This is a genomic window from Paraburkholderia sp. (assembly GCF_024281035.1).
Lineage (GTDB): Bacteria > Pseudomonadota > Gammaproteobacteria > Burkholderiales > Burkholderiaceae > Paraburkholderia.
This window is the reverse complement of the sequence record NZ_JAMXLH010000029.1, coordinates 313,258-336,501: the sequence shown is the minus strand read 5'-3', so window position 1 is coordinate 336,501 and position 23,244 is coordinate 313,258. Positions and strand designations below refer to the sequence as shown.

Genomic DNA, 23,244 nt, shown 5'->3' with positions numbered 1-23,244 from the left:
TTGACCGGATCGCTTACCAGATCTGCCACCAGGACTTGGTTTCCGTACCGGGCCGGGCGTGACCGGTGATGTACGGGCTGTCCGGGAAGGTCGCGGCGAGCACGCGGCGCGTGTCGTCGGCGAGTTGCTGCTGACCGAGCTTCTGGTACGAGAGGATCATGATGTGCAGCGCGTCCTCGATGGCCGGCGCACTCTTGTAATCCTTGATCGCGAGCTGCGCGCGGTTGATCGCAGCCACATAGGCGCCGCGGCGATAGTAGTAGTCGGCGGCGTGGACTTCGTGCGACGCAAGCGAATTCACGATGTAGCGCATGCGCTGCGCGGCGTCCGGGGCGTACTTGCTCTGCGGGTATTTGTCGACGACGACCTTGAACGCGTCATAGGACTCGCGCAGCGACTTCGGATCGCGCTCGCTCATGTCCTGACCCGAGAACCGGCCGAACAGGCCCAGGTCGTCGTTGAAGTGGATCATGCCCTTGAGGTAGTACGCGTAGGCGACGTCCGGGTGCTGCGGGTGCAGCTTGATGAAGCGATCGATCGCCTGGTCGGCGGCGTCGTTCTCGTTATCCTTCCAGTTGCAGTAGGCCACGTTGATCTGAGCCTGCTGGGCGAAATGTCCGAACGGGTCGCGACCCTGCAGCGACTCGAAGTACTTTGCGCACTTGCCCCAGTCGCCGCTATTAAGCGAGTCCTGGGCCTCCGTATATAATTTGTTGTTGTTCCACCTTGCCGTTTCGTCGGTCTTTTCCGGCAGGCCGTGGCAGGCTGCCACCACGGCGAGCGCGGCGCCACAGGCGGCGATGCGAAGGATGTTGCCGATCTTGCGGATCGTCGTCATCGTCGTTTCGTCCGATTCCTGTGCCGCCGCGTTACGGATGTTACGGGCGTTACGGGCCATCGCATGTTGGGCCAGTTTCGTAATCGTGTTCAAGGCTCGCATTTTCCAGTTCAGCTTCAGGTCCCAGGTGACCCAGACTCAATGACCCGTTCAGTTCTTCCGGGAGGCGGCGCCCCCGGCGCCCCAAACAGCATCGACCATTATAGCCTGGGCGAAGTGCCCAATGACGCAGCGCCGGGCGACGCTTTCGACGACGATTTCGGCGCGGACGAATCCGCGTCCGGCGTCGCAGATCCGTCCGCCCGCACGAGCGCCAAAGCACGCGCCGAGGAGCCGCCGCGCCGCGCGCAGGTGCCCGACGAGCTCGCGGGCGAGCGGCTCGACAAGGTGCTCGCCAAGGTTTTCCCCGAGTTTTCGCGCAGCCGCCTGCAGGGCTGGATCGAGGCGCAGCGCGTGCGCGTGGATGGCGCGCCCGCGAAGGTGCGCCAGCCGGTCCCGCTCGGCGCGACGATCGAGCTCGTGCCCGACCTGCTGCCCGAGCAGCTTGCATTCACTCCTGAGCCCGTGCCGCTCGACGTCGTCTACGAGGACGACGCGCTTGTCGTCATCAACAAACCGGCCGGGATCGTCGTGCATCCGGCGGCGGGCAACTGGAGCGGGACGATCCTCAACGGCCTGCTGTATCGCTACGGCGACCGGGCTGCCGGCCTGCCGCGCGCGGGCATCGTGCACCGGCTCGACAAGGAGACCTCGGGGCTCATGGTGGTCGCGCGCACGCTCGAAGCGCAAACCGATCTCGTGCGCCAGCTCCAGGCGCGCACGGTCAAGCGCCGCTATCTGGCGCTCGTGTGGGGCAACGTGCCGGACAAGGGCACGATCGATGCCCCGATCGGCCGCGATCCTCGCGAGCGCACGCGCATGGCGGTAGTCGCGGGCTCTAATGGCAAGCCGGCCCGCACGCATTTCCGGCGCGTCGACGCAACGCTTTGGCACGGCCAGCCGGTCAGCGCGATCCACTGCGATCTGGAGACGGGCCGCACGCACCAGATTCGCGTGCATTGCGCGGCTATCGGCCACCCGCTGCTCGGCGACCCGGTCTATGGGCGTGCGCGCGGCCGCCGCTCCGTGGCCGCGCTACCCGACGGCTTTGCGCGCCAGGCGCTGCATGCGTGGCGCCTGGGGCTCATTCATCCGGTCACGGGCCGCGCGATGCAGTGGCGCGCGGACGTGCCCGACGACATGGATGCGCTGATCGCCGCGTTGGGCTTCGGTGAGGAGAGCGAGGAACACGGCTTCGACGACGAAGTCTTCGACAGCGCGTACACCGACGAAGGCTACGTCATCGGCAGCGACGAGGATGACTACGAAGACGATGGCGACGAGGGTGACGATGAAGATCACGACGACGGCGAGGACGCACACGCATGACGATCGCGCCTGAACTGAGTCAAGCGGATCTGGTGCATCCCGGTTGGGCTGCACCGTCGAACGTGCGCGCGTTCGTGACGACGCGCGACGGCGGCGTGAGCGAGCCGCCTTTCGGCCGCTGGATGGCCGGTGGCGCAAGCGGCGAAGGACGCGAGCTGCCGGGCGGGCTGAATCTGGGCCGGCTCTCGGGCGACGAGCCCGATCGCGTCGAGGCGAACCGTTCTCGTCTACTGGCGTATGCGGGCGTCCCTGTGGCGTGGCTGAAGCAGGTGCATGGCGCGGGGGTGGTCGACGCCGTCGACGCGCTGGCCGCCGCGCGCGCAGGCGAACCGTTGAGTGCCGACGCCTGCGTGACGGATCGCCCGGGCATCGCCTGCACGGTGATGGTCGCCGACTGCATGCCGGTGCTGCTGTGTGACGGCGCGGGTCGCGCGGTCGGTGCGGCGCACGCGGGCTGGCGCGGGCTCGCTGCGGGCGTCATCGAAAAGACCGCGGAGCGTGTCGCAGCGCTCGCGGGCTGCGCGACGTACGATCTGCACGCGTATCTCGGGCCGGCGATTGGGCCGGCTGCCTTCGAGGTGGGGGCAGACGTGCGTGACGCGTTCATGAATCACCCGGTCGCCGTTGGCGCCCAGCAACGCGACGCGACTGCCGCCGCGTTCGTTGCACGGCCCGAGGCGCCGGGCAAATTCTTCGCCAATCTCAACGCACTCGCGCGCCTGCGGCTCGCCACGCTGGGCGTCGAGCGGATTAGCGGCGGCGATCTGTGCACATACACACAGCGCGAGCGTTTTTATTCGTATCGCCGCGAGCGTGTCACGGGCCGCATGGCCGCGCTCGTGTGGCTGACGCCCTGAGGTGTCTTTCGCGGTTACATCGAGTAACGTTTTTGCTGCGCTGCATCGAATATGAAGCGATGCAGCGCAGCAGTTGTAACGGATGATGCAGCAGCGGGGCCGATTACACTGCAAGCGCTTGGGCGCACTGGGCTTTTTTTTGCACGCGCATCGGCGTGCGCTGGATCGAATCAATTAAGCGTCTGGCTACATCGGGAAAACGATAATTAAAAAAATATCGCGGTGCGGCAAAATCGGGCTCAAGCATTGACATGCTTTGCCGTGGGGAGCAAGAATGTCCCACACCTACGGGACAGGACGTGACGTGGTGCGACGCGATCGCGCCCGTGTGCGGACCGCCTGCCTCTCAACCAGTCCTCCGGGACACATCGGTCAAAAGCAGGTATGACGGCATCTCAACGTTCCACGAATTCCCCCGGCGCCAGCGCCTCTACGAGCGGTGCACAGCAATTCACTCCGGATGCCGCCGGAATGCAGCAGATACTCGACGCGTGGACTTCAGCCTGGCGCAACGCCATGAATGCCGCGCAGCAAGCGCAGGGCAAGGTCGCGGGCGCGCCGCTGCAAAACGGCTGGTGGCCGCAGGCGGGCAATGGCGCCGCTGCGCCCGCTGGACCTTTCGAGCCGCCCAGATTCCCCAGTGCATCCATCGAACCCGTGCGCCTGCAACAGCTGCAGGCCGACTACTCGCGCGACGCGCTCGAACTGTTGCGCCAGGCCGCGGATACCGAACCGAAAGCGCCGGAACTCAAGGACCGCCGCTTTAGCTCCGATGCCTGGAAAGCGACGCCCGCCTATGCATTCACGGCAGCCTGGTATCTGTTGAATGCGCGCTATCTGCACGAACTCGTCGACGCCATCGACACCGATCCGAAAACGCGCGAGCGCATTCGTTTCGCGGTCCAGCAGTGGACGGCGGCGACCTCGCCGAGCAATTTCTTCGCACTCAATCCGGACGCGCAGAGCGCCTTGCTCGAATCGCACGGAGAAAGCCTGCGCCAGGGCGTAATGAACCTGCTTGGCGACCTCACGCGCGGCAAAATATCGCAGACCGACGAGTCGCGATTCGTCGTGGGCCGCAATCTCGCGACGACCGAAGGCGCGGTCGTGTTCGAAAACGAACTGTTCCAGTTGATCCAGTACAAACCGCGCACGGCGAGCGTGCGCGAGCGGCCGCTCCTGATCGTGCCGCCGTGTATCAACAAGTTCTACATCCTCGATCTGCAGCCCGAGAATTCATTGGTTGCGTACGCACTCGAACAGGGCCAGCAGGTGTTCCTGATCTCCTGGCACAACGGCGACGCATCGATTGCCCACAAGACGTGGGACGACTACATCGAAGACGGCGTGCTCAAGGCGATCGATACGGTGCGCAGCATCAGCGGCCGCGAGCAGATCAACACGCTCGGCTTTTGCGTCGGCGGCACGATGCTGGCCACCGCGCTCGCCGTCGAGGCCGCGCGCGGAGAGCACCCGGCCGCGTCGATGACGCTGCTCACCGCGATGCTGGATTTCGCCGATACGGGCGTGCTCGACGTGTTCGTCGACGAATCGCACGTGCAGATGCGCGAGCAGACCATCGGCGGCAAGAACGGCGGGACGCCCGGTGTGATGCGCGGCGTCGACTTCGCCAACACGTTCTCGTTCCTACGCCCGAACGATCTGGTCTGGAACTACGTCGTCGACAACTATCTCAAGGGCCGCACGCCCGCGCCGTTCGATCTGCTGTACTGGAACAGCGACTCGACGAGCCTGCCCGGCCCGATGTACGCGTGGTATCTGCGCAATACGTATCTCGAGAACAAATTGCGCGAGCCCGGCGCGCTCACGGTGTGCGGCGAACAGGTGGACCTCTCGCGCATCGACGTGCCGACGTTCATCTACGGTTCGCGCGAAGATCACATCGTGCCGTGGCGCACGGCTTACGCATCGGTGCCGCTGCTTTCGGGACCGCTGCGCTTCGTGCTGGGTGCGTCGGGGCATATTGCAGGCGTGATCAATCCGGCTTCGAAAAACAAGCGCAGCTTCTGGAGTGTCGAGACCGATGCGAAGCATCTGCCGACCGACGCTGACGCATGGTTGGGCGAAGCCGAGGAGAAACCCGGTAGCTGGTGGCCGACGTGGGCGCAATGGCTCGATCAGTACGGCGGCAAGAAGGTGAAGCCGCGCGCCCAGGCCGGATCGGCGGAATTTCCGGAAATCGAACCGGCTCCGGGCCGTTACGTGCAGCAGCGCGACTGACGCGTCTTGCTGCGGAATGGGTTTTTAACTTGACTAACTTGACGGGGTGGCGCTTCCTGTGACGTCGCGCCGCCCGAAGGAACTCAAAATGACCGACATCGTGATCGTATCGGCCGCGCGTACCGCGGTGGGCAAATTCGGCGGCACGCTTGCGAAAATCGCGGCCCCCGATCTGGGCGCCGTGGTAATCAAGGCGGCGCTGGAGCGTGCGGGCATCAAGCCCGAGCAGGTGAGCGAAGTGATCATGGGCCAGGTGCTGACGGCCGCTTCGGGCCAGAACGTCGCGCGCCAGGCTTCGATCAAGGCGGGCTTGCCCTCGGCTATTCCCGCCATGACGATCAACAAGGTCTGCGGCTCGGGCCTGAAGGCCGTGATGCTGGCCGCCAACGCGATCATCGCGGGCGAGGCGGAAATCATCGTCGCAGGCGGCCAGGAAAACATGAGCGCCGCGCCGCACGTGCTGCCGGGTTCGCGCGACGGCTTCCGCATGGGCGATGCGAAGCTGATCGACAGCATGATCGTCGACGGCCTGTGGGACGTGTACAACCAGTACCACATGGGCGTGACGGCGGAAAACGTCGCACGCGAATACGGCATCACGCGCGAAGAGCAGGACGCGTTCGCGGCGCTGTCGCAGAACAAGGCCGAGGCCGCGCAAAAAGCGGGTCGCTTCGACGCCGAAATCGTGCCGGTCGAGATCCCCCAACGCAAGGGCGAGCCGCTTCTCTTCAAGACCGACGAATTCGTGCGCCATGGCGTCACGGCCGAAGCGCTCGCGGGCCTGAAGCCGGCGTTCCAGAAGGAAGGCACGGTAACGGCTGCGAATGCGTCGGGCCTCAACGACGGCGCGGCGGCAGTGATCGTGATGTCGGCGAAGAAGGCCGAGGCGCTGGGTCTGAAACCGCTCGCGCGCATCAAGGCGTACTCGAACGCGGGCGTCGATCCGAAGGTCATGGGCATGGGCCCGGTGCCCGCCTCGAAGCGCTGCCTCGAGCGTGCAGGCTGGACGCCGCAGGACCTCGATCTCATGGAGATCAACGAAGCGTTCGCCGCGCAGGCGCTGGCCGTGAACAAGCAGATGGGCTGGGACACGTCGAAGATCAACGTGAACGGCGGCGCCATCGCGATCGGTCACCCGATCGGCGCTTCGGGCTGCCGTATCCTCGTCACGCTGCTGCATGAAATGCAGCGCCGCGATGCGAAGCGCGGCCTGGCTTCGCTGTGTATCGGCGGCGGCATGGGTGTGGCGCTCGCGGTCGAGCGTCCGTAACGTCTGGTCTGTAATGGAGTTGCGCGGCGGGCCGGTGTCGGCTCGCTCGCGCGCCGCGATTGCGCAGTGAAGCGTGAGCAATGAAGCGAGCAATCGCGGCGGTAGTGAAAGCAATGTCGTGCGGATTGGTGCAGATGTAGTGTGCTGAGGGCGGTGTGCCGTACAACCAGGTACAACCAGGTATAACCAGGTGGAAACTGGTAAATACGCGGTAACCGAAGCTGCAGCACGGGCGGGACGAAGTAAGGAGCGAGACCTGAGCGGTCGTGTAACGCTCTGGAAAACGATAATGGAGTTTGGCTTATGTCACAGCGAATTGCGTATGTAACCGGCGGAATGGGCGGTATTGGCACGGGTATCTGCCAGCGCCTCGCCAAGCAGGGCTTCACGGTGGTCGCCGGGTGTGGTCCGAACTCACCTCGTCGCGTGAAATGGATCGAGGACCAGAAGGCCGCGGGTTACGAATTCATCGCTTCGGAAGGCAATGTCGGCGACTGGGATTCCACGCGCCAGGCGTTCGACAAAGTCAAGGCCGAAGTCGGCGAGATCGACGTGCTGGTCAACAACGCGGGCATCACGCGCGACGTCGTGTTCCGCAAGATGACGCGCGAAGACTGGACTGCCGTCATCGATACGAACCTCACGAGCCTCTTCAACGTCACCAAGCAGGTCATCGACGGCATGGTCGAGCGCGGCTGGGGCCGCATCATCAATATTTCGTCGGTGAACGGGCAAAAAGGCCAGTTCGGCCAAACCAACTATTCGACGGCGAAGGCCGGCATTCACGGTTTCACGATGGCCCTCGCGCAGGAAGTGGCGACGAAGGGCGTGACCGTCAACACGGTTTCGCCGGGTTATATCGGCACGGACATGGTGAAGTCGATCCGTCCCGACGTGCTGGAGAAGATTGTTGCGACGATTCCCGTGCGCCGCCTCGGCGCGCCGGAGGAAATCGCATCGATCGTCGCGTGGCTCGCCTCCGACGAGTCGGGCTTCGCAACCGGTGCAGACTTCTCGCTGAACGGCGGGTTGCACATGGGCTGATCCGGCGTGCCGCATCAGCCTTTCGGGGCGCGGGGCAGCGCATGGATCCACAACGGCAGCGTGTCTGTTGTCACACCGGGACAGACGCCGCTGCCGAACAAGGCTCGCACGCGAGGGGCGTGCCGGGCGAACAAGGGCGACATATGACGACTACAAAGAAGACCGCCGAACGACTCATCAAGAAATATCCGAACCGTCGGCTCTACGACACGGAAACGAGCACCTACATCACGTTGAGCGACGTGAAGCAACTCGTGCTCGATCAGGAGGAGTTCAAGGTCATCGATGCGAAGACCAACGAGGATCTCACGCGCAGCATCCTGCTGCAGATCATCCTCGAAGAGGAGAGCGGCGGCCTGCCGATGTTCTCGTCGTCGATGCTGTCGCAGATCATCCGCTTCTATGGTCATGCCATGCAGGGCATGATGGGCACATACCTGGAAAAGAATATTCAGGCGTTCATCGATATTCAGAACAAGCTCGCGGATCAGTCGAAGAGCCTCTACGAAGGCAACGCGATGAACCCCGAAGTGTGGTCGCAGTTCATGAACATGCAGGCGCCCATGATGCAGGGCATGATGACGAGCTATATCGAGCAATCGAAGAACATGTTCGTGCAGATGCAGGAGCAGATGCAGAACCAGGCGAAGAACATGTTCAGCAGCTTCCCGTTCAAGCCCGCGGCGCCTGGGCAGACTGCGCCGGAGCGCAGCGAGGACGAGAAGAAGTAACGTTTCGGGGGCATCGTCGCGTTCGCGCCATGCTTAGGCAAGCGCGCGGATTCGACGCGGTTTCGAACGTAGCGCGGTTGGCGCATCGGCTGGCCGCGCAGCAGCGTCTGCGCGGGGCTGGCATTGCCCGCCTTGCAGCGTGCGCGTGCGCCTCTGCCGTGAGCTTCGCGCGTGCGACGGGCGCCATGCGTAGCCCTTTCATCTTTCATCTGTCCCACCGGCTCGGGCAGGTCCGTTTTTCCATCCCACCGCTTTCCGGCCAAAACCAACATTCCTCCAGCGCACCTTGCCCGGCCGGCCGATGTTGTAAAAGCGCGTCCGTAATCCGGCCCGACTTTCCATGCAGTTACCCGGCGAAGCAGCGGCGCTCGCTATGACATACAGGTAAAATACGCGATTCGCCTGATCTCGCACCGCGCTTTCCCGCCGTGCGCCCCACATCCGGATGTACACGTGAAAAATCCAGTTGAATCAACGACCTCCAGTAATCCTGCGCCGCGAGTCGGGATGGTTTCCCTCGGCTGCCCGAAGGCGCTCGTGGACTCCGAGCAGATCATCACCCAGTTGCGCGCAGAGGGTTATGAAATCTCGGGCACCTACGACGGCGCCGACCTGGTCGTGGTCAACACCTGCGGCTTCATCGACGAAGCCGTGCAGGAAAGCCTCGACGCCATTGGCGAAGCGCTCCACGAAAACGGCAAGGTGATCGTCACGGGGTGTCTCGGCGCGAAGCAGAGCGCGAGCGGCACCAACCTCATCGAGGACGTGCATCCGAAGGTGCTCGCCGTCACCGGGCCGCAGGCCGCCAGCGAAGTCATGCAGGCCGTGCACATCCATCTGCCCAAGCCCCACGACCCGTTCGTCGATCTCGTGCCGCCCGCGGGCGTGAAGCTCACGCCGCGCCATTATGCGTACCTGAAGATCTCCGAAGGCTGCAACCATCGCTGCTCGTTCTGCATCATTCCGTCGATGCGCGGCGATCTCGTGTCGCGCCCGGTCGCCGACGTGATGCTCGAAGCCGAGAACCTCTTCAAGTCGGGTGTGAAAGAGTTGCTCGTCATCTCGCAGGACACGAGCGCCTACGGCGCCGACGTCAAGTTCCGCACCGGCTTCTGGGACGGCCGTCCGCTCAAGACGCGCATGACCGAACTCGTCGGCGCGCTCGGCGAGCTGGCCGCGCGCCACGGCGCATGGGTGCGTCTGCATTACGTGTATCCGTATCCGAGCGTCGACGAAATCATTCCGATGATGGCCGAAGGCCCGTACAAGGGCCACGTTCTGCCGTATCTCGACGTGCCGTTCCAGCACGCGCATCCCGAAGTGCTCAAGCGCATGAAGCGTCCCGCGAATGCGGAGAAGGTGCTCGAGCGCGTGAAGGGCTGGCGTGCGATCTGCCCGGATCTGACGATCCGCAGCACGTTTATCGCGGGCTTTCCGGGCGAAACGGAAGAACAGTTCGAGACGCTGCTCGATTTCATCCGCGAGGCTGAACTCGATCGCGTGGGGTGCTTCGCCTACTCGCCCGTCGAAGGTGCGACCGCCAACGAACTCGACGGCGCATTGCCCGACGAAGTGCGCGAGGAACGCCGCGCGCGCTTCATGGAAGTGGCGGAACAGGTCTCGGCCAAGCGCATGCAGCGCAAGGTCGGCAAGACACTGAAGGTGCTGATCGACGAGATCAACCCTGATGGCGGCATCGGCCGTACGTCTGCCGACGCACCCGAGATCGATGGCGTCGTCTACGTCGCGCCTTCAGTGAAGGCATCGAAGCGCTACAAGGTCGGCGACTTCGTGTCGGTGAAGATCACCGGCGCGGACGGCCACGATCTGTGGGGCGAGGTCTGACGCGCATGGATGCAGGCGCCGCGCAGGTGCTCGCGTTTGGCGAGGCGATGGTGGAGTTCAACCAGGCGTCGGAGGGCAAGCCGGACTATCTGCAAGGCTTCGGCGGCGATACCTCCAACTTCTGCGTTGCCGCTGCGCGCCAGGGCGTGCGCACGGGCTTCGTCTCCGCGCTCGGGGACGACCGGTTCGGGCGGCTGCTGCGCGATCTGTGGTTGAGTGAAGGTGTCGATACGGCCAACGTCCGTGTCGATGCGGATGCGCCCACAGGCGTCTATTTCGTCTCGCACGGGCCGTCCGGCCATGCGTTCGACTATCTGCGCGCGGGGTCGGCGGCGAGCCGCTATGCGCCGCGCGATCTGCCGCTCGACGCGCTTGCCGCCGCGCGCGTACTGCATCTCTCGGGCATCAGCCTCGCGATCGGCACGAGTGCGTGCGACGCCGCGTTCGCAGCCATCGACCACGTCCACGCACATGGCGGCGAGATCAGCTTCGACACGAACCTGCGCCTGAAACTCTGGCCGCTCGCGCGGGCGCGCGCAGTGATGACGGAAGCGCTGCGCGTCACCGATATCTGCCTGCCGAGCTGGGATGACGTCACGCTGCTCACAGGTCTCGCGGATCGTGATGCGATCGTCGACTGGCTGCTGGCGCGCGGGCCGCGCGTCGTCGCGCTGAAGCTCGGCAAGGACGGCGCCTATGTGGCGACGGCCAGCGAGCGCCGCGTGGTGCCTGGCTGCGCCGTCGCCGCGGTCGATGCGACGGGGGCCGGCGATTGCTTCGGCGGCGCGTTTATCGCGCGTATCGTGTCGGGCGACGATCCGTTTGCGGCGGCCCGTTACGCGAATGCGGCGGCCGCGCTGTCGACGCAAGGCTATGGCGCCATCGCGCCGATTCCGCACCGCGAGGCGGTCGAAAGGCTGCTGTCCACCTGAGCGCCAACTGAGGGCGAGCCGAGTGCCCGGTGCCGCACTGCATACAGAACATCAACTTTCCACGCAGACAGACGAGGAGCAAGCGATGCAACGAGAAGTGGTGGTGGTGAGCGGTGTGCGCACCGCAATCGGCGACTTCGGCGGCGGCCTGAAGGACTTCGCCCCGACGGATCTCGGCGCGCGCGTCGTGCGCGAGGTGCTCTCGCGCGCGAACGTGGCGGGTGACGACGTCGGTCATGTGGTGTTCGGCAATGTCGTGCATACCGAACCGAAGGACATGTATCTCGCGCGCGTCGCCGCGCTCAACGGCGGCGTCGCGCAGCATGCGCCCGCGCTGACCGTGAACCGTCTGTGCGGCTCGGGTCTGCAGGCGATCGTCTCGGCGGCGCAGAGCATTCTGCTCGGCGATGCGGACATCGCCATCGGCGGCGGCGCCGAAAGCATGAGCCGTGCGCCCTATACCGTTCCGGCCGCGCGTTTTGGCCAGCGCATGGGCGATGCACCGCTCATCGACATGATGCTCGGCGCGCTCCACGATCCGTTCCAGTCGATTCACATGGGCGTGACAGCGGAAAACGTCGCGCAGAAATTCGGCATCACGCGCGAGGCGCAGGACGCGCTCGCGCTCGAATCGCATCGCCGTGCAGCGAGGGCGATTGCAGAGGGCCGTTTCAAGGATCAGATCCTGCCGATTGCGATCAAGTCGAAGAAGGGCGAGGTCGTCTTCGACACCGATGAACACGTTCGCACCGACGCCGTGCTGGAAGATTTCTCGAAGCTCAGGCCGGTATTCGTGAAGGAAAACGGCACGGTGACCGCGGGCAACGCGTCGGGCATCAACGATGCCGCCGCTGCCGTCCTGCTGATGAGCAGCGAAGCGGCCCGCGCGCGCGGCGCGAAGCCGCTGGCGCGCCTCGTCTCGTACGCGCACGCGGGCGTCGATCCGGCGTACATGGGCATCGGCCCGGTGCCGGCCACGCAGCGGGCACTCGAACGCGCGGGCATCACGGCCGCCGACCTCGACGTGATCGAGGCGAACGAGGCGTTCGCCGCACAGGCCTGCGCCGTGTCGCAGGAACTCGGGCTTGACCCGGCGAAAGTGAATCCGAACGGCTCGGGCATTTCGCTTGGCCACCCCATCGGCGCGACCGGCGCGCTGATCACCGTGAAGGCGCTTTACGAACTGCATCGGATCGGCGGGCGCTATGCGCTCGTGACGATGTGTATCGGCGGCGGGCAGGGCATTGCCGCCGTGTTCGAGCGCATCTGACGCGTTCGCACGGCTGACTGCTGCGCGGCGCACTCGAAGGAAGGAGCCAGATGGAAGTATCGACCTCAACACAACGGGTCGCCGCGACGCGCGGCGTGATGCGGGCGGCGTGCGCGCTGACAGCACTCGCGCTCGCGTTGCCGCTCGGCGCACACGCGCAGCAAGCCGCTGATGCGGCAAAGGCAACTGCCACGCCGTCCGCGGCCTCTCAGCCACTTAAGCCGCTCAAGCCGCTCAAGCCGCTCAAGCCGAACCCCGACTTCGCGCACTTCCCGCGCTACGCCGGCATGCTCGGCAAGCGCCAGATCGTGATGCGGCTCGGTCCGCAAACCGACGACCCGACCGGCGTCCACGGCGAATACCAGTTCACCGATACGGGTGCAGTGATCCTGATCGCGGGCGACCACGAAGGCACGACGCTCGAAGCCGAGGAGTCGAACGACGGCACGCAAATCACGGGCAACTGGGTTGGCACGTTTGCCGCCGACGGCTCGCTTTCGGGCGCGCGCATGGAAGTGGACGATTCGAACCCGGTGGCTTTCGAACTGAAGCCGCTGACGGCCGGGCAACCCGTGCCGCCTCCGTCCGCCGAGCCTGCAGCGGAGTTACATGACGAACCCGCAGAGCCCGCATTCTCAAGCGGCCAGGCCGTGAACGGCGTCAGCAATCTCAAGACCGGCGAGTAATCCCATGAAGAAAAACGACACCAACCGCGCGTTGCAGACGCGCATCGTCCATCCCGAAGACCAAATCACGCCGGGATTCGAATCGTTCGCCGCGCCGGTTACGCGCGCTTCGACCGTGGTGTTTCCCGATCTCGCGACGCTACGCGCGCTCGACTGGCGCAACGACTCGCAGTGGCGCTACGGCCTGCATGCAACACCGACCTCGGCCATGCTGACCCAGCGCCTCGCGCAAATCGAAGGCGGCGACTACGCGCTCTTGCAGCCGTCTGGGTTGTCGGCGATCTCGAACGTCTACTTCGGGCTCGTGAAAGCAGGCGACGACGTGCTGATTCCCGATAACGTCTACTCGCCGAACCGCGAGCATGGCGACTGGCTCGCGCGCGACTTCGGCATCACGGTGCGCTACTACGATCCGCTGATCGGCGCGGGCATCGCCGAACTGATCCTGCCCGCCACGAAGCTGATCTGGCTGGAGGCGCCGGGCTCGGTGACGATGGAAGTGCCGGACGTGCGCGCGATCACGGCCGCGGCCCGCGCGCGCAACGTGGTGACGGCAATCGACAACACGTATTCGGCCGGGCTCGCGTTCAAGCCGTTCGAACACGGCATCGACATTTCCGTGCAGGCGCTCACGAAGTATCAGTCGGGCGGCAGCGACGTGCTGATGGGCGCGACGATCACGAAGGACCACGCGCTGCATCTGAAGCTCAAGCAGGCGCGCATGCGGCTTGGCATCGGCGTGTCGTCGGACGACTGTGCGCTCGTGCTGCGCGCGCTGCCCAGCATGAAGGCGCGCTTCGAAGCGCACGAAAAGAGCGCGTTCGCGCTCGCAAGCTGGCTCAAGACGCGCGGCGAGATTGCGGCGATGCTGCATCCGGCGTTTGAGGACTGTCCGGGCCACGCATCGTTCGTGCGCGATTTCACCGGCGCGGGCGGGCTCTTTTCAGTGGTGTTCGACGAACGCTATACGCCCGCGCAGATCGACACGTTCTGTGAGGCGCTCGAACTGTTTGCGATCGGATGGAGTTGGGGCGGGTCGCACAGCCTCGTGATGCCGTATCACGTCACGTCGATGCGAACGGCCGCGAACTGGCCGCATCGCGGTACGCTGGTGCGTTTTTACGTGGGTCTCGAAGACGAAGCCGATTTGCGTGCCGATATCGAGCAGGCGCTGGCTACGCTCGCCTGAGCGCAGCCACGCGGCAGCACCATGAAAACAGCCGCTGTGCCTTGCGGGCGCAGCGGCCGTTTTATTGGCGGCGCGGCAATCAGAACAGCCGCAACAACCCGTCGAGCCCGACGAAATTGAACGCGACGCTCGCCGCTTCGCGCACCACGGGTTTCGCGCGGAATGCCACCGAAAGGCCCGCTTCGGCCATCATCTTCAGATCGTTCGAGCCGTCGCCCATCGCGATGGCGCGGCGCGGTTCGATCCCGAGTCGCGCGCAGGTTTCGACGAGCGTGCGCGCCTTCACATCGGCGTTGACGATCTCTCCGGTCACGCGGCCCGTCAGCTTTCCGTCGACGATCTCCAGCGTGTTCGCGCGCGTGTAGTCGAGTCCGAGCCGCTCCTTGAGCCGCTCCGTGAAGAACGTGAAGCCGCCGGAAACGAGCAGCGTTTTCAGCCCCGCTGCCTTCGCCCCGGCGAGCATCTGCGTCGCGCCCGGCGACAGTTGCAGCCGCTCCTCGTAGACGCGTTCCAGCGCGCTCGCGTCGAGCCCCTTCAGCAGCGCCACGCGCCGGGTCAGGCTCTCGTTGAAGTCCTTGATCTCGCCGCGCATCGACGCTTCGGTGATCGCCGCGACCTCGGCCTTCAGCCCGCAGAAGTCGGCGATTTCGTCGATGCACTCGATGGTGATCAACGTCGAGTCCATGTCCATGGCGACGAGACCGAAGTCGGCGAGCCCGCGTCCCGCTTCGATGAATGCGTAATCCAGTTGGTGCGTGCCGCAATAGACGTCGAGATCGCCGCGTTGCGCGGGGACGGCGCCTTCGATGCGGATCGCGAATTCGTCGATTGGCGCGAGGCGGCTGCCGCGCGCGAGCGCCAGAAGCGGCTTGTGGTGAACGGCGGGCAGCGAGGCAGGACTCTGGATGACGAGATTCATGACGTGGATGGATAGCGGGCTGTAAAGCGGGCTGTGAACCAGGACGGGCGCGGCAAATCGCAATATTGTAACTGCTCGCCGATCCGGCCCGGCGCGCCCGGCAATCCATCCGCGCGGAGCCGCCTGCGCCCGCTGACATGCAGCGCACGCCAGCGGCCATCTCACGTCAACAACGAGACAGAACCCGCCGGGTCATGTCCCGTTGTACGCTTGCTGCGAAACCTGTTTCAGAATCTGGTTCGCCGCCCCGTAACTCTTGTTCATGTAGATCTTCGAGAACGAATGCCCCATCACATCGGACAGCGGATGCCATCCCATCGAGAAGTTCTCCGGCAGCACCGTCTGTACCAATCTCAGGGCGCCGATTACGCCATCGGAACTTGACGTCAGATAGCTTGATCCAGGCAACTGGTAGCCCGTCGCGCTGCCGACGTTCACCGCACTGATTGCGCCCTGCGCCTTGTCGGGTCCTGTCACGAGCAAGTTGATTTCGAAGTTCGCGTACAGCGAGCCCTGCGAATGGCCAATCAGGACGACCTTGCGCTTGTCTTTCAGATACCCGCGATACTTGCGCAGATGATCAGGCAATTCCGGAACGTCGCTCTTGGCCAGGATGGCGATGTACTTCTTCTGCAGTTCCGCATTCATGCCGCTGGCTGGCACGGAACCCCCGTCGATGGCACGCCAGAAATCGGCCGGACTCGATCCCTCCCTGGCCTTTTGCTTGAATACCGACTTGACGTCGGTGAAGAATCCCTGGGTTGCGTTGTATGCATTGCCGTATACGTAGGCATTGTTCTTGTCGCGCGCATTGAGCTGCTTCTTCACGATCTGCAGATTGGCCACTGCATCGTCGAATGTGTTGTTGATGCCGTTGACGAACACGATTGCCGAACCGGGCGGTGTCGCGGATATCGCACTCAACGGGGTGAGCAATGCGCTCGCGAGCAGGACTGTGACGGGTGACTTCATGCGGAAATCTCCTTGGGTTTGCACTCAGTTGAGAAGAACGGATGGATCGAAGCGGCACGGCCTGGCTTGAGGATCGTCGAAGAACTGACCACCGGCCAACGACTGGAAACGCAGATAGGCAACCGTGTCGCTTTCGTCATCGAGCATGACCGCACGCGCGGCCTTGATTCGGTCGAGCATCTCCTGTTGATCGAGATTGACCTTGGCGAGTACATCCTCGCCTAGCGCGCAAGCGATGCCTTGCGCGATTTCATCGCCGGCACGTTTGGCATCCTGCGGATCTCGCACGTTATTGACCGCCTGGCTCCAGCCCTGGGCGATTTGCGTGAGCACCTGACGTGTCACGGCGGAGTTGGCGTATTCCTGCGCAAGATAGTCGTTGAACCGCTGCGGCAGCGGGCGCGCGGGTGGTGAAGACTGCGTCATGCGATCCGTCGGCCCGGGATCGATGCCGCTGCGTTTGATCGCTGGCAGGACCGGCACAGGTGTCGCGGAAGGCCCGGGTTTGTGCGCGATATCGGTGTCGGTATCGGCAGAAACGACCCATCGTGCTCCGAGAACAATCAACACTGCGATCGTCGCGCCGACGCCAGCTTTGAACTGCCACATATCAACTCCCGCGCAATGAGATTGCGTGTGACCGGCATTAGGGCATCGTCTACGACACTGCCAATCGCGCTCGCAATAAATGTTGGCACTGCTATATGACAAGTGCGGCCGGGGCTACTGTAAATGTTTGTCATATCTTTGGAGTAGCGGCCCTGTATTCACCTTTTTGCAGTGGATCGGTACGTGTAGTGCATAGCACTGCAAATTTGTTTGCTGGAAGGCGAATGCGTGGTGGTTCTCAGGCGGTGCGATGGACCGGGACGGTTTCTATCGCATTTAGCGGGGGCGAAGAAAAGGTATGTCGCCCCGGTCCGTGGGCTTGCGGCCACTGCGGTCTCGCTCGAACCATTTGTGGCCCGCCTTGCCGCCCCTTTCGTCGAGTGCACCCATGCCGGTCTGACCCTTCGCGCGCCTTGCTGGATTGAAAGCTCGCTTTAGTTGCACAATGAATATTCGCGCGGCGGCCCGACCGGGGCGGCCGTCGCGTGCCGTCAACCGTTCGCTGCGCGGCCCGTATCTTGCGATGCCGGATGCGTGATCCGCGCGCCAATGCGCGCAAGGGGAACCGGTATGCAGGACGCTCACAAGAACCAACACACCACGCCCGCCCGAACGCCGCGCGGCGCGCGTTCCGAGGCTTCTGGCACGGCTGCGCCGGTTTCGCGCGCCGTGTCCGGACGCCGCGCACCGCGCGTCGCCCACCGCGTTCCCGACACGCCGGCCGACGCCGACATCGCGGGTATTCCGATCACGAGCGCAAGACGCGTCATCGACGCTTCGAGCGGCCTGCGCAAGATCGATGTCATTCGCTATTACGCGCGCGCGTCGCGCTGGCTGCTGCCGCATCTGCGCGAACGCCCGGTTTCGCTCGTACGCGCGCCGCGCGGTCTCGAAGGCGAGCTGTTCTTCCAGCGCCACAGCGCGCGCGCGCCGATCCCCGAGCTCACGCAGCACGAGGGGCTCGACCCCGGCCATCCACCGCTCTTGACGATCGAATCGCTGGAGGCGCTCATCGGCGCCGCGCAGATGGACGCGATCGAACTGCACACGTGGAATGCGCGCGTAACGGACATCGAGCGGCCCGACCGCGTGGTGTTCGACCTCGATCCGGATCCGGCGCTCGGCTGGGATTGCATGATCGAAGCCGCCGACATGACCCGTGCGCTGTTGCAGGCGCTCGGTCTCGAATCGTTCTGCAAGACGAGCGGCGGCAAAGGGCTGCATATCGTCGTGCCGCTCGCGCCCGAGACGGGTTGGGAAGACGTGAAGGCGTTCGCGCGCGCGGTCGCGCAGCATCTGGCCGCGGACGCGCCGACGCGGATCACCGCGACGATGGGCCCCGAGCATCGCAGGAAGAAGATTTTCGTCGACTACCTGCGCAACGCGCGCGGTGCGAGCACGGCGGTCGCGTATGGCGTGCGGGCGCGGCCCGGGATGGGCGTGTCGGTGCCGATTGCGTGGGACGAGCTTGCGCAGACGAGCGGCGGCGCGCAGTGGACGCTGCACAACATCGACGAGCGCCTGGCCACGCTCGACCGCGCCGATCCGTGGGCCGCGTATGCGGGCGTGAAGCAGCAGGTCACCGCGGAGCTGACGATCGGGCTCGAAGAGAGCGGCAGATAGCGCGCGCGGCGGTGCACGTCATGCGGCTGCCGCGTTATTCGACCGCCGCATCCCAGTACGGCGGGTCGCCGAAATGCGCGGCGAGAAAGTCGATGAAAGAGGACGTTTTCGGCGGCACGAACGCGCGGCTCGGATACACGGCCCAGATGGCGGACGGTTGCGCGAGCGGGTAGCGCTCAAGCACGCTGACGAGCGCACCGCTTTGCAGATACGGCGCGACGTCCCAGGTCGATTTCAGCGCGATGCCGAAGCCTGCCAGCACGGCGTCGCGGATCGCTTCACCGTTGTCGGTCACGAGCCGCCCGTCCACGCGCACGGTGAGCGGGCCGGCTGGCGTGACGAATGCCCAGTCGCGCTGACCGCCGAGGATCACGCATTCGTGGTGCGCAAGATCGGCCGGATGATGCGGCGTGCCGTGCGCCGCGAGGTAGGCGGGCGCACAGCAGATGACGCGCCGGTTGACGGCGAGCCGCCGCGCGACGAGCGAAGAATCCTTGAGCGCGCCGATCCGGATGGCGACATCGACGCCCGCGTCGACGAGATCGACCACGTGATCGGTCAGTTGCAACTCGAGGCTCACGCCCGGATAGCGGCGCAGGAAGGCGGCGATGACGGGCGAGACGTGCTGCCGCCCGAACGACGACGGCATCGAGACGCGCAGCCGCCCCTGCGGCCCGTCCTGCGCACGGCCGACCGAGGCGCGCGCCGCTTCGGCTGCGTCGAGCAGCACGTCGGCGCGCGTCATGAAAATTTCCCCGTCCTGGGTCAGATTGATGCGGCGTGTGGTCCGATGCAGCAGGCGCGTGCCCAGCCTGCGTTCGAGGTTCGCGAGCCGGGCGCTCGCCACGGCGGCCGAAAGACCGAATTCGCGCCCTGCGGCGGAGACGTTCGCGAGCTGCGCGGCACGCACGAAGAGTGCGACGTCGAGTAGATCGAGTCGCTCGCGAGGCGTGGGCTTGACGGGGAGATCGTCGGGATCGGCGAAACTGACGGGATCGGCCATTATCAATTTTTTCAGCAAAATGTTTTAGCCATTATGCGGCTTTTCACGGCATGCGGAGTCGGACAAAATCGGCTTCCTGCGGCGCTGCTCGATCCGCTGTCCGGTCCGCAGTTCGAACCGCAGTTCGTCTGCTCCGCGGCCATCTTGAAGCCGCCGTCCCGAACCTATCCGAACAGGAGTCTGAAATGAAAGCCGTCGGCCTTTACCGTTATCTCCCCATCAACGATCCGGCTTCGCTGCAAGACGTCGAGCTGCCGCAACCGGTCGCAACGGGCCGCGATCTGCTCGTGAAGGTTGAAGCGGTATCGGTGAACCCCGTCGATACGAAAGTGCGCGCGCCGAAGGACGCCGTAGAGAGCGCGCCGCGCGTGCTTGGCTGGGACGCCGCAGGAACGGTGGCGGCAGTCGGCTCCGACGTGACGCTGTTCAAGGTCGGCGATCCCGTCTTCTACGCGGGCAGCATCACGCGCCCCGGCTCGAACAGCGAATACCAGCTCGTCGACGAACGCATCGTCGGGCGCAAACCGGCATCGCTCGATTTCGCGCATGCGGCTGCGCTGCCGCTCACGGCGATCACCGCCTGGGAGGCGCTCTTCGACCGCCTGCGCGTGTCGCCGCAGGGCGCGGACGCCGGCAAGTCGGTGTTGATCCTCGGCGGGGCGGGCGGCGTCGGCTCGATCGGCATCCAGCTCGCGAAGCAGCTCGGCAAGCTCACCGTGATCGCCACCGCGTCGCGGCCCGAATCGGCGCAGTGGGCGCAATCGCTCGGTGCGGACCACATCGTCAACCACTTCGGCGATATCCCGGCGCAACTGTCGGCGCTCGGCATCCCCGCAGTCGACTACGTGCTGATCTTCAACGACACCGACGCCAACTTCCCGGCCGCCGCCGAAGTGATCAAGCCGCAGGGCGGCATCGCGACGATCGTCGAAAACAGGGAGCCGGTGCCGGTCGAACTGCTCAAGGCGAAGAGCGCCGCGCTGCACTGGGAGTTCATGTTCACGCGCTCGATGTTCGGCACGCCCGACATGATCGAGCAGCACAAGCTCCTCACGGAGATCGCTCGCCTCGTCGATGCGGGGACGCTGCGCACAACGGTCGGCGAAGTGCTCGGACCGATCAACGCTGCAAACCTGCGGCGCGCGCACGCGATGCTGGAAGCGGGCCGTGCGATTGGCAAGCTCGTGCTGAGCGGGTTCTGAGGCGGGCGGTCCGGGCGGCGCCGCGCAGGGCAGGTCCGCCTGCCCGGCTTGCTCCACTCGCTCCGCTTGCTCCGCTCGTTGCGCGCGCTTCGATTGGTCTGATAATTGCGCTCCTAAAATCTGGAGCGTGGCAAGCGGGATAACACCTGGTCTGTAAAGTGCTTGCACTCGAAGCACGCGCCTGCGCGGCGCGCTAGACTAAAGGAACGGATCATCCGCTCACTAATTATTCGCTTCATACTGGCGCGCTTCCTTGAACGGCGGCGCGCGGCAGCACCCGTCAGGAGATTACGCATGCTACGCCGTCGCTCAAGCCGCGCTCACGCGGCACTCGCCTGTTTTGCCTTCGCCGCGTCGTGCACATTCGCGTTGCCGGCGTTCGCGACCACACCCATCACGGTCACGTCCAAAGCGGCCACGGACGGGCCGATTCGCTACACGGTGAAGGTCACGTCGAAGCAATTCGGCAACTCATCGGAAACGCGCACGCTGCGCTCGGGCGACACCGACGACTTCACCTGGCGCACGACGCCGCCCGGCGGCGCAGTGGCCGCGCCGAAAGGCTGCCCCGATCTCGCGATGCTCCCGCTCGACGCGAACGGCGCCGTGGTGCGGCAGACGCAGCTGCGCCTCTCGCCGATCGTCGACGCGCACGGCACCGCGAACGTCCAGGTGAGCTTCCGCGCGCAGGCGCCGCACGGCACGCGCAGCGTGTCGAGCGGCGGGGCGACGCTCGCGTGCCCCGACGTCAAATCGTTTAGCCAGATCGTTCACTTCACGATGTCGACCAACGGCACGCCGAAGACGATCACGCTGACTGACGGCACCCAGGTCACGATTTCCGCCCAGCGCTGAACGCGCCGCTGTCGGCGCGCGTTCATTGCGTTTTTGTTGCTATGCAGCCCGCTTTTTCGCGCTCGCAGGACGCTCGACGAGCCGCGATGCGAGAAAGCGGTGCTCGGGCGAGAAGACGCGCCGGTACGCGAGCAGCACGGCGCCAACGGTGCCGAGCGCCGATGCCGCGGCGATCAGAAACATGATCACGATCTGGTAGCGCACGGCCTGCAGCGGCGACTGCCCCGCGAGCACCTGGCCCGTCATCATGCCGGGCAGGCTGACCACGCCGACGACGGCCATCTGGTTGAGCGTCGGGATCATGCCCGCGCGCACCGCCTCGCGCGCGGGAGCCTGTGCGGCTTCCCAGCGCGTTGCGCCGAGCGCGAGCGCGCTGTCCACGCGGTCGCGCCGCGCCGTGAGTTCCTGCGTCATGCGCTCGACGCCGAGCGACACACCCGTGAGCGTATTGCCGAGAATCATGCCGAGGATCGGGATCGCATACTGCGGCTCGTACCAGGGGCGGATACGGATCACGGCGAACAGGCCCACCGCTGCGACGAGCCACGCACTGACCCAGATCGACGCGACGCTATCGGCGCGCTGGCCCGCATAGGTGCGCGCGCCGCGCTGCGAGCCGGCGATGCCGGCGATCAGCGTCATCAGCGCCATGAGCGGCAGCACGACGTACCAGCGGGCGTACGAGAAAACCCAGCCCAGCACGTAGCCGATCGCGAGCAACTGGACCACCGTGCGCACCGCTGCCCATGCGAGCTTGCGTTCGAGGTCGAGCTTGAGCAGGACCGACACCGCGCCGTTGACGAGCACGAGCAGCGCCGCGATGGCGACGTCGCCGAGGCCGAGGTTCTGGAGGACGGAATTCATCGCGAGGCTCCGGTGGCGGGAGCGGTCTGGACGCCGGGATGCGCGGCATCGGCCGATGTGCGGAGGACGCCGGCGTGCATGCCGAGCCTGCGGTTTGCAACGCGCGCGGCCTGGGCGAGATCGTGCGACACCCACACGGTTGCGCGTTGATGCGGATTACGCTCGAACCAGCCGCCGACGAGCGCTTCGACCGCGCGTGCCGAATCGGGATCGAGCGAGGCGGTGGGCTCATCGAGCAGGAGGACATCGGGATCGAGTTGCAGCACGCGTACGAGCGCGACGATCTGCGACTCGCCACCCGACAGTTCCGATGCGGGCCGCGCGAGAAAATCCGCGCCGCGTCCGGCCGCCGCAAAGAGTTTTTCTACACGCGCCGCGTCGAACTGGACGTCGCGATAGACCGCGAGCGAATACGGATAACGCAGGTTGTCCTCGACCGTGCCGTCGAGCAGTGCGGGCCGCTGCCGCAGATAGGCGATATGCCGGCGAAAACGCGGAATGCTCGTGCGCGCGACCGGCTCGCCGTTCCAGAGCACCGCGCCCGCGTCGAGCGGATCGAGCAGCGCGAGCGCGCGCAGGAACACGCTCTTGCCCGAGCCCGACGGGCCGGTCAGCGCGGCGCGCTCGCCCGCGCACAGTGCGAAATCCGTCGGCTGTAGCAGCGTCAAACCGCGCTGTGGGTCATGTCGTGTAATCTGGCGGGCCTCGACGAGCGGTGTGCGACGGGCGCCGCCGCTTAGGTCCGGCAGGTGGGAACAAATCGGGCTTGTCATCGAATGATTGCAGACAAAACGTATAACGTGACGCAGCACGATGGCGAACGCCGGCGCAGGTGGGCAGGCACGTTCGCTGCTTCAGGAACGGTT

The 23,244-nt window shown here is 65.2% G+C and carries 21 protein-coding genes and 1 pseudogene; 14 read left to right on the top strand and 8 right to left on the bottom strand.

The features are described 5' to 3' along the window. Positions 1-13: 13 nt before the first annotated feature. Positions 14-838 (bottom strand): outer membrane protein assembly factor BamD, encoded by an 825-nt coding sequence (locus Q0L30_RS10600; protein ID WP_296654755.1) that lies wholly within the window; start codon positions 836-838, stop codon positions 14-16. Between the two features lie 141 nt (positions 839-979). Between Q0L30_RS10600 and Q0L30_RS10595 the strand changes: the two genes are divergently transcribed. Further along, on the top strand, positions 980-2,266 hold the full coding sequence (locus Q0L30_RS10595; RefSeq protein WP_296654678.1) for an RluA family pseudouridine synthase: 1,287 nt from the start codon (positions 980-982) through the stop codon (positions 2,264-2,266). Next, positions 2,263-3,123 (top strand): peptidoglycan editing factor PgeF, encoded by an 861-nt coding sequence (gene pgeF / locus Q0L30_RS10590; RefSeq protein WP_296654676.1) that lies wholly within the window; start codon positions 2,263-2,265, stop codon positions 3,121-3,123. The genes Q0L30_RS10595 and pgeF overlap by 4 nt, the downstream gene beginning before the upstream one ends. Before the next feature lie 103 nt (positions 3,124-3,226). Here the strand turns inward: pgeF and Q0L30_RS10585 are convergent, their stop codons facing one another. After that, entirely contained in the window at positions 3,227-3,370 is a 144-nt protein-coding gene (locus Q0L30_RS10585) for a hypothetical protein (protein ID WP_296654674.1), read from the bottom strand. A 137-nt stretch (positions 3,371-3,507) separates the two neighbouring features. Between Q0L30_RS10585 and phaC the strand changes: the two genes are divergently transcribed. The 9 genes from phaC to Q0L30_RS10540 all read left to right on the top strand — a co-directional run bounded on the left by phaC (position 3,508) and on the right by Q0L30_RS10540 (position 14,331). Next, on the top strand, positions 3,508-5,364 hold the full coding sequence (gene phaC, locus Q0L30_RS10580; protein WP_296654672.1) for a class I poly(R)-hydroxyalkanoic acid synthase: 1,857 nt from the start codon (positions 3,508-3,510) through the stop codon (positions 5,362-5,364). 88 nt (positions 5,365-5,452) lie between these two features. Further along, positions 5,453-6,634 (top strand): acetyl-CoA C-acetyltransferase, encoded by a 1,182-nt coding sequence (locus Q0L30_RS10575; protein ID WP_296654670.1) that lies wholly within the window; start codon positions 5,453-5,455, stop codon positions 6,632-6,634. A gap of 303 nt (positions 6,635-6,937) precedes the next feature. Beyond that, positions 6,938-7,678 carry a 3-ketoacyl-ACP reductase gene (locus Q0L30_RS10570; protein WP_293037229.1) on the top strand — a complete coding sequence of 247 codons (741 nt, stop codon included), beginning with the start codon at positions 6,938-6,940 and terminating at the stop codon, positions 7,676-7,678. A 143-nt stretch (positions 7,679-7,821) separates the two neighbouring features. Continuing rightward, complete coding sequence (gene phaR, locus Q0L30_RS10565; protein ID WP_296654668.1) at positions 7,822-8,409, top strand: polyhydroxyalkanoate synthesis repressor PhaR; 588 nt, start codon at positions 7,822-7,824, stop codon at positions 8,407-8,409. A gap of 507 nt (positions 8,410-8,916) precedes the next feature. Then, the gene (gene rimO / locus Q0L30_RS10560; protein ID WP_296654667.1) at positions 8,917-10,254 is read left to right on the top strand and encodes a 30S ribosomal protein S12 methylthiotransferase RimO; all 1,338 of its coding nucleotides are present in this window, start codon (positions 8,917-8,919) and stop codon (positions 10,252-10,254) included. Positions 10,255-10,259: 5 nt separating this feature from the next. Next, positions 10,260-11,186, top strand: coding sequence for a sugar kinase (locus tag Q0L30_RS10555; protein WP_296654665.1), 927 nt, complete (start codon positions 10,260-10,262; stop codon positions 11,184-11,186). An 85-nt stretch (positions 11,187-11,271) separates the two neighbouring features. Further along, a complete protein-coding gene (gene bktB, locus Q0L30_RS10550) occupies positions 11,272-12,456 on the top strand; it encodes a beta-ketothiolase BktB (protein ID WP_296654663.1) in 1,185 nt (394 codons plus the stop codon). A gap of 50 nt (positions 12,457-12,506) precedes the next feature. Then, complete coding sequence (locus Q0L30_RS10545) at positions 12,507-13,142, top strand: hypothetical protein (protein ID WP_296654661.1); 636 nt, start codon at positions 12,507-12,509, stop codon at positions 13,140-13,142. A gap of 4 nt (positions 13,143-13,146) precedes the next feature. Then, entirely contained in the window at positions 13,147-14,331 is a 1,185-nt protein-coding gene (locus Q0L30_RS10540; protein ID WP_296654659.1) for a cystathionine beta-lyase, read from the top strand. Between the two features lie 79 nt (positions 14,332-14,410). On the opposite strand, the gene serB is transcribed toward Q0L30_RS10540, so the two are convergent. From serB to Q0L30_RS10525, 3 genes are all read right to left on the bottom strand, one after another. Beyond that, complete coding sequence (gene serB / locus Q0L30_RS10535; RefSeq protein WP_296654656.1) at positions 14,411-15,250, bottom strand: phosphoserine phosphatase SerB; 840 nt, start codon at positions 15,248-15,250, stop codon at positions 14,411-14,413. 192 nt (positions 15,251-15,442) lie between these two features. Next, positions 15,443-16,222 (bottom strand): hypothetical protein, encoded by a 780-nt coding sequence (locus Q0L30_RS10530; RefSeq protein WP_296654655.1) that lies wholly within the window; start codon positions 16,220-16,222, stop codon positions 15,443-15,445. 24 nt (positions 16,223-16,246) lie between these two features. Further along, the gene (locus Q0L30_RS10525) at positions 16,247-16,831 is read right to left on the bottom strand and encodes a hypothetical protein (protein WP_367277799.1); all 585 of its coding nucleotides are present in this window, start codon (positions 16,829-16,831) and stop codon (positions 16,247-16,249) included. 732 nt (positions 16,832-17,563) lie between these two features. On the opposite strand from Q0L30_RS10525, the pseudogene ligD reads away from it, so the two are divergent. Further along, positions 17,564-18,454 (top strand): annotated as a pseudogene (gene ligD / locus Q0L30_RS10520) (non-homologous end-joining DNA ligase); the annotation flags it as partial. Positions 18,455-18,488: 34 nt separating this feature from the next. Here ligD and Q0L30_RS10515 read toward each other — a convergent pair. Beyond that, positions 18,489-19,457: a LysR family transcriptional regulator gene (locus Q0L30_RS10515; protein WP_296654653.1), complete on the bottom strand. Its 969-nt coding sequence runs from the start codon at positions 19,455-19,457 to the stop codon at positions 18,489-18,491. A gap of 185 nt (positions 19,458-19,642) precedes the next feature. Between Q0L30_RS10515 and Q0L30_RS10510 the strand changes: the two genes are divergently transcribed. Both Q0L30_RS10510 and Q0L30_RS10505 read left to right on the top strand, forming a co-directional pair. Continuing rightward, entirely contained in the window at positions 19,643-20,659 is a 1,017-nt protein-coding gene (locus Q0L30_RS10510; protein ID WP_296654651.1) for a zinc-binding alcohol dehydrogenase family protein, read from the top strand. A 294-nt stretch (positions 20,660-20,953) separates the two neighbouring features. Next, complete coding sequence (locus tag Q0L30_RS10505) at positions 20,954-21,514, top strand: DUF6013 family protein (protein WP_296654648.1); 561 nt, start codon at positions 20,954-20,956, stop codon at positions 21,512-21,514. 39 nt (positions 21,515-21,553) lie between these two features. Here the strand turns inward: Q0L30_RS10505 and fetB are convergent, their stop codons facing one another. After that, positions 21,554-22,378: an iron export ABC transporter permease subunit FetB gene (fetB, locus tag Q0L30_RS10500; protein ID WP_296654646.1), complete on the bottom strand. Its 825-nt coding sequence runs from the start codon at positions 22,376-22,378 to the stop codon at positions 21,554-21,556. Beyond that, a complete protein-coding gene (locus Q0L30_RS10495; RefSeq protein ID WP_296654644.1) occupies positions 22,375-23,151 on the bottom strand; it encodes an ATP-binding cassette domain-containing protein in 777 nt (258 codons plus the stop codon). The genes fetB and Q0L30_RS10495 overlap by 4 nt, the downstream gene beginning before the upstream one ends. Positions 23,152-23,244: the final 93 nt, after the last annotated feature.

Coding starts and splice junctions, on each gene's coding strand:
- Q0L30_RS10600 (WP_296654755.1), bottom strand. CDS start 838: ATGACGACGATCCGCAAGATCGGCAACATCCTTCGCATCGCCGCCTGT.
- Q0L30_RS10595 (WP_296654678.1), top strand. CDS start 980: ATGACCCGTTCAGTTCTTCCGGGAGGCGGCGCCCCCGGCGCCCCAAAC.
- pgeF (WP_296654676.1), top strand. CDS start 2,263: ATGACGATCGCGCCTGAACTGAGTCAAGCGGATCTGGTGCATCCCGGT.
- Q0L30_RS10585 (WP_296654674.1), bottom strand. CDS start 3,370: ATGCTTGAGCCCGATTTTGCCGCACCGCGATATTTTTTTAATTATCGT.
- phaC (WP_296654672.1), top strand. CDS start 3,508: ATGACGGCATCTCAACGTTCCACGAATTCCCCCGGCGCCAGCGCCTCT.
- Q0L30_RS10575 (WP_296654670.1), top strand. CDS start 5,453: ATGACCGACATCGTGATCGTATCGGCCGCGCGTACCGCGGTGGGCAAA.
- Q0L30_RS10570 (WP_293037229.1), top strand. CDS start 6,938: ATGTCACAGCGAATTGCGTATGTAACCGGCGGAATGGGCGGTATTGGC.
- phaR (WP_296654668.1), top strand. CDS start 7,822: ATGACGACTACAAAGAAGACCGCCGAACGACTCATCAAGAAATATCCG.
- rimO (WP_296654667.1), top strand. CDS start 8,917: ATGGTTTCCCTCGGCTGCCCGAAGGCGCTCGTGGACTCCGAGCAGATC.
- Q0L30_RS10555 (WP_296654665.1), top strand. CDS start 10,260: ATGGATGCAGGCGCCGCGCAGGTGCTCGCGTTTGGCGAGGCGATGGTG.
- bktB (WP_296654663.1), top strand. CDS start 11,272: ATGCAACGAGAAGTGGTGGTGGTGAGCGGTGTGCGCACCGCAATCGGC.
- Q0L30_RS10545 (WP_296654661.1), top strand. CDS start 12,507: ATGGAAGTATCGACCTCAACACAACGGGTCGCCGCGACGCGCGGCGTG.
- Q0L30_RS10540 (WP_296654659.1), top strand. CDS start 13,147: ATGAAGAAAAACGACACCAACCGCGCGTTGCAGACGCGCATCGTCCAT.
- serB (WP_296654656.1), bottom strand. CDS start 15,250: ATGAATCTCGTCATCCAGAGTCCTGCCTCGCTGCCCGCCGTTCACCAC.
- Q0L30_RS10530 (WP_296654655.1), bottom strand. CDS start 16,222: ATGAAGTCACCCGTCACAGTCCTGCTCGCGAGCGCATTGCTCACCCCG.
- Q0L30_RS10525 (WP_367277799.1), bottom strand. CDS start 16,831: ATGTGGCAGTTCAAAGCTGGCGTCGGCGCGACGATCGCAGTGTTGATT.
- Q0L30_RS10515 (WP_296654653.1), bottom strand. CDS start 19,457: ATGGCCGATCCCGTCAGTTTCGCCGATCCCGACGATCTCCCCGTCAAG.
- Q0L30_RS10510 (WP_296654651.1), top strand. CDS start 19,643: ATGAAAGCCGTCGGCCTTTACCGTTATCTCCCCATCAACGATCCGGCT.
- Q0L30_RS10505 (WP_296654648.1), top strand. CDS start 20,954: ATGCTACGCCGTCGCTCAAGCCGCGCTCACGCGGCACTCGCCTGTTTT.
- fetB (WP_296654646.1), bottom strand. CDS start 22,378: ATGAATTCCGTCCTCCAGAACCTCGGCCTCGGCGACGTCGCCATCGCG.
- Q0L30_RS10495 (WP_296654644.1), bottom strand. CDS start 23,151: ATGACAAGCCCGATTTGTTCCCACCTGCCGGACCTAAGCGGCGGCGCC.